Origin of the sequence: Rufibacter latericius, assembly GCF_003721515.1 — a bacterium.
Classification (GTDB): domain Bacteria; phylum Bacteroidota; class Bacteroidia; order Cytophagales; family Hymenobacteraceae; genus Nibribacter; species Nibribacter latericius.
This window is the reverse complement of record NZ_RJJD01000001.1, coordinates 869,728-887,532: the sequence shown is the minus strand read 5'-3', so window position 1 is coordinate 887,532 and position 17,805 is coordinate 869,728. Positions and strand designations below refer to the sequence as shown.

Below are 17,805 nucleotides of genomic sequence, written 5' to 3'. Positions count from 1 at the left end.
CTACAATACTATCTATATTCAAACAGCACAGACGTAAAAAGCTCAGCTAACGAAGTTAACTGAGCTTTTGAAAGGTTAATGAAAATGATTTACCGGACCTCGGCCTTGAATACCTCAGCGTAATGGTCTGCCAGGCGGGTAGGCTCAGGTAGTTTGTGTTTCAGGACGGTTTGCAGGGCCAGCGCGGTGGCAGATTCCAGGTCCATCAGATGGCCGGGCGAGACAAAAACCGGCTTTACCTTGTCTTTGGTTCTGATCACGTTGCCGATGTGTTCGCCACGGTGGGTGAGCGGCGTGATGCTTCCTTTTTCCATAAATGGTTCTTCATGCTTGCCGGTGAGCACTTTTTTGGCCACGCCCATGGTGGGTTTGTTCAGCAACACGCCCAACTGACTGGCAATACCCAACCGCCGAGGGTGCGCAATGCCGTGTCCGTCTACCATGATCAGGTCTGGTTCATGTTGCAGCTTTCCGTACGCTTTCACCAGGTTGGGCGCCTCCCTGAACGCCAGGAACCCCGGGATGTACGGCAACTCCACTTCCCCGTAATGCCACACGCTTTCCACCAGTTCCAGTTCCGGGTACTTCAACACCACAAAGACAGACAGGATATTCTCCCCGATGAACGAAGAATCGCAGCCTGCCAGCAGTTTCAACTCGAACTGAGGTTTTTGCAGCACCACTTGCCGGCGCAAAGTCTCTTGCTGCTCCGTCAAGGATTTGACAAGCTGCGGATCGGGTGGAGGGAGTTGGGAAGGCCAGGCCATAGGAGAGTTCTGAGTCTAGAGTTCTGAATTCTGAGTTTTAGGACAAATCTGTTTGGGGGCTGCTTTCAGAAAAACAGGGCCGAAACAGACTTGGCAATGTCTCATACGGTGCTTCGGTGCGCAGGATGCTATTTCGGTTGCTGGTTATTGGTTTGCGCCCATAGAACAGAAAACTGTAGGCTGCCTGATACAAGCATCACGCACTGCACGGAACCATGAGATCTGCAAACAGCACGCGCCATTGACCCTTGACCTGCCCGAAGTGGAACTTGAAACCGCTGCCGGTGTGCAGCACCGTTTTACTTGCCATTGCCTGGTGTTGGGCAATCCGGCGTTGTTCCTCGGTGGGTAAATCGGCGTATTTATAGGCATCGCTTTTCCGGAACACGGCGGCATCTGCCACAAAGCAACCCTGCCGGGTAAAGTTGTTGTTTTCGCCGGCGCAGGTGAGAGTGGGTAGTTCCTTCACTTCCTCCAGCTTGCAATCAGTAAATGCCTCCCTGATGGTGAAGAAAGAACCTTGCTGGGCGTTTGCCCGCCGGAAGGTTTTGATATCGGTGACGAAGGTGAAATGAGGCACGGCTCCCGGCGATTCAATCAAGTAAAGTCCGAGTTCCGGGTCAATAAATTGGTTGAAAACCTCGGCCTGCTGCTGTTCTATGCTTTGGGCGAACTTTGAGAAAAACACCCTGAAAGCTTCTTCCTTATTTCTTGACGTTTTCCGGATGACCTCCTCCTGTAAGGCGTTAAGGGTATCTTTCTCCAGCACATGATCCTGGGAACGCTTTTTCTCCTGAAGGGTAACCTGCTTCCTGCTTTCTTCCCCCGAAGCCCCGGGTTGTGGAGAATTGGATTGGCAACTTGCTAATAGGATCAGTGCCAAAACCGGTACAAATCGCGAAGTTTTCATATGCGGTATACGAAGAACCTTCGCCGGGTGTAGAGAAGCAGTGAATCCCTTTCAAATATTGCGGGGGAAGTATGCCTCAGTTTGATGGATAGTTGTTTTACACCTCTTTTACGGAAAAGGGTGGTAAAACCAAAAAGGAAAGGTGCCTACCCCAGCGGAGCAGGCACCTTTCCTTTTTTAAAAGCACTTTGTATATGCTTATCCTGGCAGCCAGTCTTATTGCTTAAAAAACTTGCTCACCGCTTTCCCTGATTTCACCAGATACAAGCCACTAGCCAAGTCACGTACAGAGAGGTGCAGGGCGTTTTCATGCTTAGGCAAAACCACGGTTTTTACTACACTGCCTGCCGCATTCAGGAGGTAAAAGGTCTGGTCTTCGTTGGAGCTTGCCGACGGCTTGATCGTGAGCTCATCTGTTGCAGGGTTGGGGTAAGTGGTGAGCGTAAGGGAAGTCGCGGGGTTGTCTTTTATCACCAGGTAGATGGTGCGGTGCGTCTCGGCTTTCCCGTCATAATCATGTTGGGTCAGGCGGTAATAATTTACCACGGTTCTGGGCGAACGGTCAAGGAAAGAATACTTCAGGAGAACGTTGCTGTTGCCGGCACCTTTCACTTCGCCTATAGCCTCAAAGGTTTTTCCGTCTACGCTGCGCTCTACTACAAAACGGTCATTGTCTTTCTCGGCGGCGGTTGCCCAAGTAAGACGGGCGCCTTCAGCTACCTTCTTTACCTCAAAGGAAACTAAGGTGATAGGAAGAGGGTTCGGGCCGGTGCCACCTAAGTCGCCGGGTCCGCTGGGCGTGGTGAAGTCTACGGGCGGGGTTGGCAGTTCAGTGTGGCGCCAGGAAAGATCAGAGATAGCTAAGCCCTGGTGGCTAACTTTTGAATAATTGGCTCCATTGTAGTAGTAGATTTCCACCCAGTCAATGGTCTCAGCGAAAGTGACGGTGATGTCTCCCTCAGGAGAGGAATTATCTATGTTGGCTCCCCCGTTAGATTGGGTTTTGCTCTTAAGCAATACCGTTGATCCCTCCACCACAAATTCATTGTTGGACGTAGTCTGTACCAGGTTTTTCTGTGGATAGATAGGAGCAGATTGTCCTTTTTTGAAAGCCACTACTTTCAAGATGTCCAAAAACTGATTGCTGTTGCGGTCAACATCATAAATGGTGAACGTGAGCCCTCTCACCGATTTATTTGTAAAATAAAGCTTGCTGGCGGTGTAGTTGTTGCTGGTGGTGTTGCCAGCCAGTGATTGTTCTATGGCAAAAGAAATTCCCTGATAATTATAGGTGGTTTGCTGGGTGTACATAGCGGCAGAACCAAATTGTTCTTTGTCCCATTGCATGAGAACCCCATCCTGTTCATAGTAATTGTTGCTTTTGTATTTTACCACTGTGAAGGGGTTCTCTGTCTCTCTCACCGGTCTGGAATACCAATTGAAGGTAGAAGTAGCCGACGGAACATTGGGGCCGCCGTAAGGAATGCCCGTCACTGTGATGTCGTCTATAGCATAGGTGGTAGAGGAGTTAGTCACTGTGTAGGTCCAGCGCAGTTTTACCCTTCCTTTGTTAAAACACGCCGGAAGCGGAATTTCCTGTTCGGCATTTACTTTAGACCACTCAGTGCCTACCTCAAACCAGTTAGTTACGGGTACATACGGGCCGCCATTATAGCTGTATTCCAGTTTTATGGATGATTCGCCTGAGGTTTTGCCGCCCCAGCTCACCTTTATGTCTTCATACCCTCCGGTTGAGAACTCACCAATCTCTAAAACATAGGCCCCAGCATCTTTTCCTGTTTTGAGGTGATCGGTTCGGGAAGCTTTGGGATAGGAATCAGTATTGACCGAGGTAGAGCCTAATTGCCAAGGGAAGTCTCCGCCACGATAGGCGGTATTGGAGAGAGTGCCGGAGAAATTTTCATGATAGATAGGGGTTCTTTGCCCATACGCCGCTGTTTGGAGGAAAACCACCAAGCCCACTAAGATCATCTGTAAAACTGATTTCATAACGGTAATATTAAATTTAATATATATTTAGTTAGGGGTTGTGTTTAGTTGTATTATGTTATAATCAAAATTACTTAAGTTTTATATTGTATATAATAATTGGCGTTAAACTATAATTTATTAAACTATTCTGCAATAGTTTGGAGGCCCTACAATGACTCCTGATTCTTGTCTATATGGAAGTATACATTTGTTTAGTTAAAAATTTTGTGACTTAGAAGATGTTAATATAGATTTTACTGTTTAAATAATTATATTAAATATTTGTATAATATATTTTTATTATTTTTTAGGAAATAGTGATTCTTAAAATTCCAAACGTATCCAGTGCCTTTCTTCAATTATAAAACGAGCCTCAAGAAGATATTCAACTTCGTATGGATTAGGCTTAAAGAGGGAATCCAAGTTGAAGTTTTCTTATTTAGTAGAATTTCCTTCGTGGTGCCAAGTTTTAGGGGATAGAAGTCCTGAGTGGTTATTGGTAAGTTATTGATAGAGAATGAGGTAGTTTGAGAGTGCCTAAAATGATAAGAGAAGAATCAGGGGAATAGCTTTTAAAGGAGAGGGACAAACCACAGTTTTTTGGTAGCTTCCTTGGGTAGAGGGCATGTCCATGCTTTCAGTAGGGTAATCCTGATGGCTGTTTGTACGTAGGGGAATTGAAGCGGCCCGCACCGCTAACGGGGCTAGCCTATATTAAAAAGTCGCTTATATTTGCTTGGAGAACCTGCTGCCATCAGGAGGGACTTTGGTCAGGTGTTGTTCAGAAGCAGAAACACTTGGCCGTTTCATTTTAACGTTAAGAACAACATGACAAAAACCGCGAAAATCATTTATACCATCACCGACGAGGCTCCGGCCTTGGCCACGCAGTCTTTCCTGCCCATTGTAAAGGCGTTTACCAAGGCGGCAGATATTGATGTAGAAACCAGAGACATTTCGCTGGCGGCCCGTATTCTGGCTACCTTCCCAGACCATCTAAGAGAAAATCAGGCTCAGTCCGATGACCTGACGTATTTGGGCGAACTAGCCAAAACGCCAGAGGCTAACATCATCAAGTTACCTAACATCAGTGCCTCTATTCCGCAGTTGACCGCGGCAATCAAAGAACTGCAGGCCCAAGGCTACAACATTCCAGATTATCCGGCCGATGCGAAAACTGATGCCGAGAAAGAAATCAAAGCCCGTTATGGTAAAGTATTAGGTAGCGCGGTAAACCCGGTGCTGAGAGAAGGTAACTCTGACCGCCGCGTAGCCGATGCGGTAAAGCAATACGCCAGAAAGAACCCGCATTCCATGGGTGCCTGGACCTCTGATTCCAAGTCGCACGTGGCGCACATGGCAGAGGGTGATTTTTACGGCAGCGAGCAGTCTGTGGTAATAGATCAAGCTAGTGACGTAAAAATTGAGTTCGTAGCCGCTGACGGAACTACCACCGTCCTGAAAGATAAACTGGCCCTGAAGGCCGGTGAAGTGATTGATGCTTCGCGCATGAGCAAAAAGGCGTTGCGCGCTTTCTATGAGAAAGAAATTGCGGATGCCAAGGCATCGGGTTTGTTACTTTCCCTGCACCTGAAAGCCACCATGATGAAGGTCTCTGACCCTATTATGTTTGGGCATGCGGTAACTGTGTTCTTCAAAGACGTATTTGAGAAGCACGCAGAACTGTTCAAGTCCATCGGGGTAGATGCGAACAACGGTCTGGGCGATGTATACAGCAAAATTCAGGCACTGCCAGAAGAGCAGAGAGCAGCCGTTGAAGCCGACCTGCAAGCCGCTTACCAGAATGGCCCGGCTATTGCCATGGTTGACTCTGACAAAGGCATCACCAACCTGCACTTCCCGAACGACGTGATCATTGACGCGTCTATGCCAGCCGCTATCCGTTCCTCGGGCAAAATGTGGGGACCAGATGGCAAACTGCACGACACCAAATACATGATCCCGGACCGCAACTACGCGGGCATTTACCAGGAAGTAATCGACTTCTGTAAGCAAAACGGCGCATTCGATCCTAAAACCATGGGCACCGTGCCTAACATCGGGTTGATGGCGCAGAAAGCCGAGGAGTACGGCTCACACGACAAGACTTTCCAGATCACTTCCACCGGAACCGTACGCGTAGTGGATGCATCGGGCAGCGCTTTGATGGAGCACCAGGTAGAGGAAGGCGATATCTGGAGAATGTGCCAGACCAAAGACCTGCCTATCCAGGATTGGGTGAAACTGGCCGTGACCCGTGCCCGCATCACCGGAGCCCCTGCGGTATTCTGGTTAGACCCACAAAGAGCGCATGACGCCAACCTGATCAAGAAAGTAGAGCGTTACCTGCAAGACCACGATACCAACGGATTGGACATCCGGATCATGTCTCCGGTGGAAGCCATGCGTTTCTCCTGCGAGCGCGCCAGAGCCGGCCAGGATACCATCTCCGTAACCGGTAACGTACTGCGTGATTACCTCACCGACTTGTTCCCGATCATTGAGCTGGGTACCAGCGCCAAGATGCTTTCCATTGTGCCTTTGTTAGACGGCGGCGGACTGTTTGAAACCGGTGCCGGCGGATCTGCCCCTAAGCACGTGCAGCAGTTCATGGAAGAAAACTACCTGCGCTGGGATTCCCTGGGTGAGTTCCTGGCCTTGGCAGTTTCTTTAGAGGATTTGGCCTACAAGACCAAGAACGAGAAAGCCCAGGTACTTGCTGAGACCCTGAACCAAGCCAATGCCGAGTTCCTGGAGAAAGACAAGTCACCGTCGCGCAAAGTAGGCGGCATTGACAACCGCGGCAGTCACTTCTACCTGGCGCTTTACTGGGCACAAGCCTTGGCGGAGCAGACCAAGAACGAGGAACTGAAAACCCGTTTCTCTTCTTTGGCCCAGGCGCTTACCGAGAACGAAGAAAAGATTGTTCAGGAGCAAATTGCAGCCCAAGGCAGACCAGTTGATTTAGGCGGGTACTTCCACCCAGACTTTAACAAAGCGGCTGAAGCCATGCGCCCAAGTGCTACCTTGAATGCTTTGATAGATCAGTTCTAAGCGAGAAAAATAGCTTAACAAAAGAAAGGCTGTCCGGGAGAAATCCTGGGCAGCCTTTTTCACGCCTGTTTTTCAAAAAAACATTCATAAAACGACCTCGTGTGCGTACGGGTAAAGGAGGGAGTATCACGCTTGTGTCCTTATGCCTGAGAAAAGCGGCAAGCGAAATGGCTTAAAAGAAGAAGGGCAACTCGTATTGGCAGAGTTGCCCTTCTTCTTTTAATTTGTGCTAAGACTTTACGCTTATTGAACAGCTCTTATGGCGCGTAAAGCGTTCACACGGCCATTACCATAGTACATGTCACGTCCTGGTTTGTCCAAGTCATCAGAAGAAGCGCGAAGCACTGCTTCTACTTTAGCTGGGTCCATTTGTCCGCCGTTTCTGCCAATGATCAAAGCGGCCACGCCTGAAGCATGTGGTGCCGCCATGCTGGTTCCAGCCATCCAGGTATAACCCCCTCTAGCGGAAGTACTCAGGACCATGTCAAGGGCCCAGGTGTATTGGGTGATACCTCTGAAAGCGATGAGTTCATTAGTAGGGTAGTCAAAGTCTCCACCTGGAGCTGCAAAGTCAATTACAGATGTCCCGAAGTTAGAGTAAGAGGCAAACTCATCCAGGTTGGTGGTGAGGGGGGCATTGGCCCAGCCTGTTGGACCAGTGGCAGAGATAGAAATAACGTTAGGGGCATCAGACGGGATGTGTACCAGATCCTGATCGGCGTTTCCGTTATTGGCATCGTTACCAGCAGAAGTGATGATGGTCACTCCTTGCTGAGCGGCATACGTAGTCACCCGGTTAATGGCCACAACTAACTCCTGAATGGCTTTGGTTTCATTCACCACATAATCGTCCGCTGGATTCTCTGGCGTGCCATTGTCATACAGGTACTTAGAGTTGCGCGGTATAGCAGCTCCCAAGCTCATGTTGATGACGTCAGCTTTTTGTTGAGTAGCGTACAAGATCCCCTGCATCATCCAGGAGAAAGACCCTGAACCAGCATCAGCCAATACTTTCACCAAAATCAATTTAGCAGCCGGGGCCACGCCAATAACGCCTAGGTTATTGTCTACGGCGGCAATTGTGCCGGCGGTATGGCTGCCATGGCTGGCTCCAGCTCTGTTGAATTGGGCCGGTTCCGTAGGTACGAAGGATCTGGCATCCACTATGTTGCCTTGAAGATCTGGGTGCGTCAGGTCAAAGCCGCCGTCTAACACAGCTACTCTGACTCCCTGGCCCAGCGCGCCTTCATTCCAGGCTTCAGGTGCCTGAATGGCGGTGTGTCCCCACTGAAACGGGAAGTAAGGGTTGCTGTCCCCGGTGCTTGCCGGGTTTACGTTGTCTGCTTCTACTGCTTTGTCTTTCAGCGGATCAAATCCCTGGTAAGTAAAGTCATTGACAACAGACCGAACGCCACTGATTTTGGCTGCCTTGGCCGCAAAGTTAGGGTCATCTGAAGTAGCAGTTGCCAGGCCCACTTCAGTAAGCAAGGCTGTTAACTTGCCATTTGAGGCATTTACTTTTCCTTCAATATCTGCTGGTAGCTTAGCGCCAGAAGAGATGATAATGTACTTCTTTGATTGGAAGGTGACAGAAGGGGTTGCTGAAGTTGCATTGCTGATCACATTCTGTCTAAGGCCTTCTGGAACGATCTCTTCTTCGCTACACCCAAATGCTCCTAGCAGCCCTACTGCAAACAGTGAATTGATGAATGTGGATTTGATTTGTTTGTTCATGGTAGTTGATAAAAGGTTTAAAGAATAGTTAAACTGTATAAAATGTGGGAAAGGAAATTTTCTATTTATTAGGAATATAGTGCATATAGACTCTATATGGTTCATTTTAAGTTAATTAAACTTAATTTTATTTTCATGGATAGGCGTTTGTAGTTGAACTTAAATGTTTAAAGTGCTGACAGTCAGGTGTTATTTTAGGTGGGCTTTGCTCTTTGTATTTTTAAACTTAAGTTAAGCTTAGATCACTTAAAAGCAGGTGAGCAAGATGAGTAACTATTTGGTTTTTAAATATATAAATTATCTAATTCTTGGGGTTGTAAGATAGGGGTGAATAGCTTGTCAGGTCAGTTTCCAGTAATTATCCTAAAATTTTGTTTTGTCTTTAAATAAAGACATATAATTCCTTGCCTAAGTTTTAGCGAAGTAAGCCAAAGCGAGGAGTTGAAAGCCGGGTTCTTCTCTCAGGACCAGGTGGTAACAAAAAGCGCGAGTTATAAGCCCTATTGATAGACTTACAACTCGCGCTAAAACTGCTAAAAGCAATCTGGTTATTTCACTAGGTTCTTAAACGCTGACCCGAAAATCAAATATGCGGTGTTGCCACCGATGGTGCCTTCGTTTTGGCCCCACAGAAAAGGCCAGTCATCGTAGTTTTCAAAGTGGTCTGGTTTTCTAAATAAGATACCGGGGGCCACGTTGCCGGGGATAAAGGAGAAATCAGCCCGGTTATTACCATAGAAAACTGCCTTAAGGCGAGTTGCGCCCACAGTGGCCACTAAGGAATAATTATGGTATGGATGCGCGCCAAATAGGTAGTTGGTGGCTTTGAAGGCATGTTGGCCCTCAATGATCTCGGGGAAGTATTTAGTAGCAAAGCAAACGGTGGTACCAAAGTTCATCACGTCGCCGCTACCAGCCCAGTTGGTAAGGCCAATAGGCACTCCGTAGGGGTTATCCCTTTCAAGGCCAGCTATGTATTCTTTGTACTTCACCACGTACGGACGGAGCTTTTCTTTATAAGAGGCGTCCAGGTGCGGGATGGCATCCAGGGCCGTCAATAGGTTGCCGCTCACGTTTCGCTCCAGGGCAGGCCATAGAAGCTGCTGGAACCTATCTAGGTATTGTTTCTCGTTGGTGGCGATGTACAGTTGTAGGTTGGTGGCCATGTTGGCAGCGTTGCCCCGACCACTGGTATCCTGCTTCTGATTGGTCAGTAAGGCAGTGGCCTCTTTCAAAAGTCTTTTGGATTGGGTTAATGCTCTTGCCGAAAGGTCATCGTTGTAGCCCTTTAAGGCCCGGCTGGCAGCCGCAAACATGGTGGCTGCCCTGAGGTCCAGTTCGGGTTCGCGGCTGGTAAAGGCCCACAGATCATCCTTCACCCCGCTGGAGCGGCCATCCTTGGCTACTTCGTACGGACCAAGCTTGGGGTTATAAGGAAGGCCGTCTGTTAAGGAGGCGGCGTCACCCAGGTGGTGGTAATTATCAAGCACAGCATTGGAGAGTGTCTGGGCCATGTGACCGATAATCTCTGCCTGCGCTACCAGGTTCAGGGTGCCGTGCTCAATGAACTGCAACACGTCCGGAATCCCATCGGGGCGGTGAAGGTCTACGTACCGCTGCTTCTGATCAATAAACGTCTGGTCGCGCTGGGGTTTAAAACTCTCCCAGGTTTTAACAAAGTTCTGCACCACACTAATGTTGGATCCGGTCTCGATGTCAAAATCTCCGGCATCGAAGAAGCCGCCTACATTCAAGCCCGGGATCAAATCCAGCGCTTTGTACTTGGTGTCGGTGGTGGGTCCTTGGGCGTGCAGGTCGAAGTGATCGGTGTTGGGCGGAGCCTGGCGGTAACCTTCCTTGAACGGCTCGCCGTGCCACACGCGGTAGGCCTCGTTCACGAACATGTGGTTCATGTGGATGGGAATCCAGATGTCGCTGGTAGCATCGGTGATCTTGCTGTACACCTGATCTCCGATCAGGAAATTATTGGTCTTGGTGTCTCCGTACTGAATGTAGTAGATGCCGGGCGTCTTTACAGAGGAGAAATCGAACTTCACGTAGTGGTACTTGAAGTAGTCTCCCCAAGGATTGATTTTGCCGGTGAATACTTTGGTGGCTTTGCCGTCATCGCCTACTTTAAAGATAGAAGCGCTTTTAGCCGGTTTGTCTTTCTTGTCCAGTTCAATAATAGAGACTTTTGGTTGCGCTGGAAGGTAGCCTACCTGGGAGAAGCCGATGTTTGGATCTCTTACCCAGTCTTTGATGGCATTTGGCTCCACGGTCCAGGTCAAGACCTTGCCTGTTTTCCCAGCGGGAAGCAGACTGCGCACCACAAACCAGCCGTTTTGGGCCAGCATGCGGCCATCAAACAGCATGAGATCGGCATCTGGCGAGGTGATTTTCACCATCCGTTCCGGGGCATCAGGGGCAAACAGAAAGGTACGGCCAGTCTCCAGCGGAAGCGGATCAATGAATTTGCCGGTTCCCCGGTCATCTGAGGTGACGTAGCCTTTATATTGCTTCGGTTTCTGGGTGTTGGGCCGGGTAACGGTGTTACCAACCACATAGCGCGGGAAGAGATTGGGACGGCCATCCACTAGGTAGTTCTTTGCCCAGTATTGCGAGGGCAGGAACTCTAGGTTAAAGCCGGCACTTCCTTCCAGCTCCTTGGGAACGGGTTTGTCCAGGTAAACCGCTATCTCCACGCCTTTGCCCTTGGCTGTCACCACTACCCTAGAATCAAAATTGTACTCTTTGTACCGTAACGTAGCCTCTACCGTTTTGGCGACGCGGTCTACCTTTCGGTTCAGGATGTCAGGAACCAAGTCCCATTGCTCCGGCGTGTTGGAGAGCCGCACCGCGCCGCCTTGCGCTGTTCTCACGGCATGGTGAATCAACTCTATACCGGCGTTCTTCTCATCGTTGAAACCTCCGGTAAAAAGGTTGTTGTACACCAGGACATTGACGCCTTGCTGCTCAAAATACTCCCGGTCATTGAGTTTCAGATCCTGGCCCGAAGCATAGGGTAAGGCTCCTAGTAGTAGCATGACTACTGGTAAAAGTGTTCGTCTTTTCATGTTTCTTACATCCGTGTTTTCATGTTTAAAAAATAAATGACCTCCTGTTGGACCTCTTACTGAGGTTGGATATCATTTGCGAAGTGGCGTACAAATCCATCAAAGAGAAATGTGTAATTGTGCCAACGTTGGCATTAAGATATTAATTAATATTCACTAGCAGAAATAATCTTTTATGGCTGCTACATCACCTTCAAGAATCCGGCCTTTAGGGCAGGTTGATGTAGAGGGTTGGTCGTGATCATACCTCGGGGCCCGCAACAAAAAACACATCTTCGCCGATTTGGGGCAGGAGTACGCTGAACATAGTCTATTGCTCGTCTTTGGCACAGGGAAACCAGCCCAGCGTATAATCGTGCCGAAGGTGAATTCGCATTTTCCCAACTGAAGGACTTTGTAGGTATTCTGTTTTGGGTCTATTTCTCTAAAGCCTGCCTAAAAATAAAGAAGGAGCAACCCTGCAGCTGCTCCTTCTTTATTTCTTTCAAGGGGGTAAATCGTCCTGAATCTATCCTTTCTTTTTATAAACTCAGCGCTTGAATCTTTTACGGGATCAACCGGTCTTTGCGCAGGTGCTCAAACAGGTCAAAGAAAGACTCGTCGGTTCTTTGGTAGACGTGGAAACCCAGTTGGCGGCTTTTGGACATATCGGTCATGACCTCTATGGGGCGGCCCAGGTCCAGGTCGGTGTGCCAGGCCGAGGCCAGGCGGTCAAGGTTGGGTTCTGCCAGGTTGTATTTCTGAGCAATCTCGCGCCATAGCGGGCCATCATTCGCTAACTCGGCTTCCAGCGGACGGATGGTGCCGTCATAGCCCACGGGCTTCACCCCGAACCAATCGGCCAGCTGGTACCATAACTTGTTCCATCGGAAGTACTCGCCGTTGACCACGTTGAAGGCCTCGTTACGGGCAGCCTCGGTGGTGGCGGCCCATACCAGATGCTTGGCCAGCACGCGGGCATCGGTCACGTCAGAGAGGCCGTTCCATTGGGCGGAGGAACCCGGCCAGTGGAACGGGCGTCCGGTTTCTTTGCAGATGGTGGCGTAGACGGCCAGGGTGGTGCCCAGGTTCATGAGGTTGCCCACGGCTTTGCCGATGACGGTGTGCGGCCGATGGATGCTCCAGGTAAAGCCGTCCCGCTCGGCGGCGGCATACACTTCGTCTTCCTGGGCGTAATAGAAGTTCTCGATATCCAGGCGCGGATGTTCTTCCCGCAGAGGAGTCTCGGGCAGAAACCCTTCGGAGGCATAGGCCTCGAACGGCCCCAGGTAATGCTTCAGACCCGTCACCAACGCCACGTGCTGCACCGATTTCTTCGGAGACAAAGCATCCAGCAGGTTCCGGACCATGGCGCTGTTCACCCTGATGTTCTCGGCCTCGGTTTCCTGGCGCATCCAGCTGGTGAAAAACACGTGCGTAGGCGCAATGTCTGCCAAAGCTGTCTGCAGGCTCTCGGGGTTCATCAAGTCCGCGGAGATTGGCTGCAGGCCGGGTACATCGGTTTGAGGATTGCGGGCTAAACCGTAGGTAGTCCACCCCTGAAAAATGAGTTCCTGGGCTAGGTTGCTGCCTATGATGCCGCTGGCCCCAACCACTAAAGCTATTTTATCCATGTTTCTGTCTCTGGTTGAATTGATTTGAAAGCAGTAGCATGGTTCAGCAACCTACTGCCTCCCGCAATAGGGAAGGGATGTTAGGCTACCGCCATGCTTTTTGCTCTTTGCTTATACGAAGCCATCAGAAGAAGGCAGAACAGAACCCCGGTAAATGCCAATGCGGCGCCCACATACTCCGGAGACGTGTACCCGAAACCAGCGGCAATAGGTAGCCCGCCCAGGAAAGCGCCTAAGGCGTTGCCCATGTTGGACGTGGCCTGCAGAAGGGAAGAAGCCAGCATCTCGGCACCTTTGGCCTGCTGGACAATCAGCATCTGCATAGGAGCAATCATCCCGAAACCAATCGCCCCGATGGTAAACGTCATCAGGATGGCGGTGGGTTTGAAATGCACCAAAGCGACCATCAGAAAGAGAGCCGCCACCATGCTTACCAGCAAGAGGGTAGTGGTAGTTAAAGGAGAAAATCGATCGGCTAGACGACCGCCCATAATATTCCCCACGACCATGCCGAGGCCCGCCACCACCATGATGATGGTCATGGAATTGGGGTTGAAGCCGGCTATCTCGGTCATTAATGGAGCGATGTAACTGATCCAGGCAAAGAAGCCTCCGGTGCCAATGGTGGAGATGCCGATGATAAACCAAAGCTCCTTGTACTTGAAAATATTGAGGCTTTTCAGGAAACTGGTTTCCGAGTCTGATTTCACCGAGGGCATCCAGATCTTCACGGCGAACGCAGCCACTAAGGCCACCGCGGCGATTAAGGCAAAAGAAAACCGCCAGCTATAGTGGTGGCCTATGTACGTGCCCAGCGGAACCCCAATGATGTTAGCTACCGTCAACCCCGCGAACATCACGGAGACTGCCCTCGCCTCTCGGCCTGGTTGGGCTAATTTACTCGCTACCACAGCGCCTATGCCAAAGAAAGCCCCATGCGGAAGACCGGCCAGGAGACGGGCAGCCATCAGCAATGGATAGCTGTTCATCAAGGCAAATAAACCATTGAAGACACTCACCATCAGCATCAAGCCAATCAATACTTTTTTAGGCGGCATATTAGACGTGAGCCCCACCATCAAAGGTGCGCCGATCACTACGCCCAAGGCATAGATAGAGATAAGGTGTCCAGCTTCGGGAATGGAGATGTTGACTGCCCTTGACATATCGGGCAGAATGCCCATCATCAGGAACTCGGTCATGCCAATGCTGAAACCACCGAGCAAAAGGGAGATCAGGCTAAGTTTGATAGGGGAATTGTTTGTACTACTCATGTAAGCGTATTATTGATAATCCGAGGATCGTAAAAAGAGTTTTGCCTTTCCTCCCACAAGGAGCCGAATAAAGCACAGCAACCGGTTTGTAGTTTAAAGGTAGGTAAACATAAGTTAAGCCAGCCGCAACAGGTTGGTATGGAACAATAAACCACTGCTCCCAACGGAGTGCCTGCCGCGCCAAAAAGTAAATACGAATTAGGTCTAACGATCTTGTTGCCTTGATGTTCCCCTGAAAAAGACAATTAAGTATAAACCCCATTGCTTCCTAAGGACATCTGCACCCGCGTTTTAGTCCTGTTTTCTCTGAAATGGCCTCCAAACGAAGCGGGAGCGACTAGTGGTCGCTCCCGCTTTTATAAATTAAGCTTTGTGCCCCAGCCTTATTGACCGGCTTCCAACTGCTTCAACTTGCGTCTGGTTTCTGCTACCTCCTTCAGAGACAGGGCCTTCCTGAAGGCTTCCATGGCTTTCTTCTTGTCGCCTATCTCTAAATAATAATCTCCCATAGAGTCATACGGGTTAGAGCTGGTGGGGTAGTTGTCTATGTTCAGTTTGAAAAATTGGTAAGCTTTTGTATACTGCTTTTTGCCCAGAGAGATGTAGCCCAACGCGTTTACCGTCCCCGCTGATGGCAGCACCGGATACTGCATCATGGCCGACACCGCTTTGTAATGGTCTTTGACGTACGCCACCGTGATGGTGGAGTCATCTAATTCTTTGGGCATTTCATACTTTTTGAACAGGAAACGCAGTGCGTCCTGCTGCCCAGGCAGTGGTACCGAGTTGTGGTTGTCCTCTGGGTAGAATTTCCAAGCCCAGGAAAGGTTCTTGCTTTTTCTGAGCGTCTCCCTGAACTGGAGGGCTTCCCGCACACTGTGGTTGTCGTTTGTGTTGTCCTGCAGGACCCGCACGGTATCCATTCCCTTCTCCATGGTGTTGGCAACAGCATAGAAGAGGCTTTCGCTGGCATAATCTTTCTGAGTGAGTACTCTCTCGGCCTGTTTCATGATGAGTTGCTTGTCCCACCAAACGCTAGGGTCAATGGCTACGTAAGAAGTAAACAGGGCTGGTTGGTGCACCAGGGCCTGCAAGACAGTCAAACCACCCAGGGAGTGCCCCACTAGCATGCGGTACGGCTGGGTTTGGTACCGCTTTTCAATGTACGGCATGAGCTCCTTCTCCAAAAAGGCCATAAAGTTGGCTCCTCCGCCTGAAGTCTTTAAATCGTTGGTTGCCCTTCCGTCTGCGTAGAACGGATAATAAGTAGGCGTCAGGTCCCGCACCCGGTCTGGGCTTTCAATGCCTATTATGATCATTTCGGGCATCTTGCCTTGTCCGCTCAGATATTCTACTGTGCCGGCCATGGACGTAAAAAAAGCGTCTCCGTCTAACAGGTACATCACCGGGTATCGCGTCTTCGCGCCATCACCAGATTTAGGCACATACACCCACAAGTGTCGGTCCTCTTTTAGAATAGCCGAATGGATGGTTTCTTTGGTGCCGATGGTGATTAGGTTGTCGTTCTGCTTAGCAGCCTGCGCAAAGCAAAGTGTTGGTAATAGCAATAAGGCGAAGAGAAATGCTCTCATGAAGGTGAGGGGAAGAAAGGTTAGGGTGGTTAAATGTTTTTCGAATATTGATTCACTAAGGTAAACTGATTTCACCGATTACACCCTGAAAAATCTATATATAATTAGCTGTATATTCTGCTGCTGACTTGCTTCAGGAAGCAAGTTCCCGTTTTCGGGCTTATTTTGTGAAAACAACCCAAAAGCAGCGTTCTCACGGGATGCGTACGTTACGACGTCATCCGGCAGGATGAAAGGACGACGCTACCTTCCAAGAGCAAGGATGGCCAGGGGCAAAAGCACCTTTCACCCCATAAGCTTCAGCAACCCAAAGGACCATTCGCCCTTCATCATTTGGCTTGTTTCAGCTGGTTGATTTTCTCAAGGTTGTTCTTGCTGTTTCTGAGGGTGGAGGCGTCGTTTGCCGAGGAGGCAAGTTCAACGGCTTTCAGGAACTGCTGTTCTGCCAGTTTGAGGTTTCCCTGCTTCAGCAAGGCTTCCCCGTAGCTGTCAAATGCATTGGCCGATTGCGGGTACTGGACGGTGTTGTATTTGAAGGTCAGCAGGGCCAGGGCGATGTGATCTAGATTGTTGAGCTGCTGGTAGGCAATGGTGTTGATCATGGGCTCTTTAAAACCGGAGTTACGCAGCGCCTCGAACACCACTGCCTCGGCCTTCGGCTCTTTGCGCTGTTTTAAGAGAGCGGCCGCTTGCAGCATCTTCGCCTCCAGGGCCGTCATTTTCGCTTCGTGTTCCTGCCGCTGCTTTTCCTTGGCGGCGGCCTGCACCACCTGGTTGATGGCATTCACCACCAGCTCCGGCTCTTCGCGATGTATGTTATGTCCGCTTCTGGAGGTGATGACATGCGCGCCGCTGGTAAGCTGATCAAAGAACGTGCTGTGCAGATTCCGCCATATTTCCACGCCCTTGGGCTCGTGCAGGAACAACTCGGGGTTCGCTCGTTTCTGTACCGAGGTCAGCACCACGGCGGGTACCTGGGGCAGCTTCCCGAAATAAGGCAGCTCGGCTTTCTCGAAGATCTGGTTAATGGCCTCGTTCTCCTGCTTGAACTTGGCGGGCACGAAGCTGTTCTGTAGTTCTATGTCTTTCATCGCTTTGGCATAGTCTGCCTTTTTCAGCTCCTGCATCATTTTCTCGTGGGCCGGGTCCACAAACACAAAGCCCTTCACTTTGTCGGGGTGCCTTGCCGCGTAGGCACGGATAATGAAGGCCCCGTAGGAATGACCCACTAGAATGAAGGGTGCTTTGAGGTTGGCCTTTTGCACCAGGGTTTCCAGGTCCTGCACCGCCTGCTCCAGGGTATGCGGATTGGGGTTCGGTTCTGAGTTGCCTGTTCCGGCCCTGGAGTACAGTAGTACCCGGTTGGTCTGCATCACCTCAGAGGCTACGTTGCCCCATACTATATAAGCCGTTCCAAACCCCGATTCAAAGATGACGGTGTATTCTCCCGCGCCTGCCTGTACCATTTCCAGCGAGTGGTTCCCCACATTCACCATCTGGGTTTGTTGCGCTTGGGCCAACGCCATATTCCCCAGGAAAAACAGCAACAGCAAGGTTCTTTTGAGCATCATAGAATTAGTTGTTTAACAAGATGTAGGTCAAGCGGCTCTAATATTAAAGCCCCTGCAGAAGGTTAATATCTTGTAGATGCTATATAGAAGACGCTGGTTGCCTGAGAGGTTTTCTTTTTTAGGAATGATGCTGCTCAAGAAAGATAGTACAACTTGATGTTGAAGAGAATCCGCTTAGTTTTCCTACGGATTACAAATTCAGTTTTGGCCTAGTTTGGTTG

Annotated in this window: 10 protein-coding genes; 1 reads left to right on the top strand and 9 read right to left on the bottom strand. The window is 49.9% G+C overall.

Annotated features, from left to right (window positions below; genetic code table 11):
• Positions 1-89 precede the first annotated feature (89 nt).
• The 3 genes from nfi to EFB08_RS03485 all read right to left on the bottom strand — a co-directional run bounded on the left by nfi (position 90) and on the right by EFB08_RS03485 (position 3,687).
• Complete coding sequence (gene nfi / locus EFB08_RS03495) at positions 90-716, bottom strand: deoxyribonuclease V (RefSeq protein ID WP_262707462.1); 627 nt, start codon at positions 714-716, stop codon at positions 90-92.
• Positions 717-963: 247 nt separating this feature from the next.
• Positions 964-1,677, bottom strand: a complete 714-nt coding sequence (locus EFB08_RS03490; RefSeq protein ID WP_125077640.1) for a hypothetical protein — start codon at positions 1,675-1,677, stop codon at positions 964-966.
• A gap of 216 nt (positions 1,678-1,893) precedes the next feature.
• Positions 1,894-3,687: a T9SS type A sorting domain-containing protein gene (locus tag EFB08_RS03485; protein ID WP_123125490.1), complete on the bottom strand. Its 1,794-nt coding sequence runs from the start codon at positions 3,685-3,687 to the stop codon at positions 1,894-1,896.
• An 810-nt stretch (positions 3,688-4,497) separates the two neighbouring features.
• Between EFB08_RS03485 and EFB08_RS03480 the strand changes: the two genes are divergently transcribed.
• Positions 4,498-6,723 (top strand): NADP-dependent isocitrate dehydrogenase, encoded by a 2,226-nt coding sequence (locus tag EFB08_RS03480; RefSeq protein ID WP_123125633.1) that lies wholly within the window; start codon positions 4,498-4,500, stop codon positions 6,721-6,723.
• A 243-nt stretch (positions 6,724-6,966) separates the two neighbouring features.
• Here the strand turns inward: EFB08_RS03480 and EFB08_RS03475 are convergent, their stop codons facing one another.
• The 6 genes from EFB08_RS03475 to EFB08_RS03445 form a co-directional block, all read right to left on the bottom strand.
• A complete protein-coding gene (locus EFB08_RS03475; protein WP_123125489.1) occupies positions 6,967-8,457 on the bottom strand; it encodes a S8 family peptidase in 1,491 nt (496 codons plus the stop codon).
• A 548-nt stretch (positions 8,458-9,005) separates the two neighbouring features.
• Positions 9,006-11,534, bottom strand: a complete 2,529-nt coding sequence (locus EFB08_RS03470) for a cellulase N-terminal Ig-like domain-containing protein (RefSeq protein ID WP_123125488.1) — start codon at positions 11,532-11,534, stop codon at positions 9,006-9,008.
• A gap of 545 nt (positions 11,535-12,079) precedes the next feature.
• Complete coding sequence (locus EFB08_RS03465; RefSeq protein WP_123125487.1) at positions 12,080-13,147, bottom strand: SDR family oxidoreductase; 1,068 nt, start codon at positions 13,145-13,147, stop codon at positions 12,080-12,082.
• Positions 13,148-13,227: 80 nt separating this feature from the next.
• The gene (locus EFB08_RS03460) at positions 13,228-14,421 is read right to left on the bottom strand and encodes an MFS transporter (RefSeq protein ID WP_227006193.1); all 1,194 of its coding nucleotides are present in this window, start codon (positions 14,419-14,421) and stop codon (positions 13,228-13,230) included.
• Positions 14,422-14,804: 383 nt separating this feature from the next.
• Positions 14,805-16,013: an alpha/beta hydrolase-fold protein gene (locus tag EFB08_RS03450; protein WP_123125485.1), complete on the bottom strand. Its 1,209-nt coding sequence runs from the start codon at positions 16,011-16,013 to the stop codon at positions 14,805-14,807.
• A 329-nt stretch (positions 16,014-16,342) separates the two neighbouring features.
• Complete coding sequence (locus EFB08_RS03445; RefSeq protein WP_123125484.1) at positions 16,343-17,584, bottom strand: alpha/beta fold hydrolase; 1,242 nt, start codon at positions 17,582-17,584, stop codon at positions 16,343-16,345.
• Between the last annotated feature and the right edge of the window lie 221 nt (positions 17,585-17,805).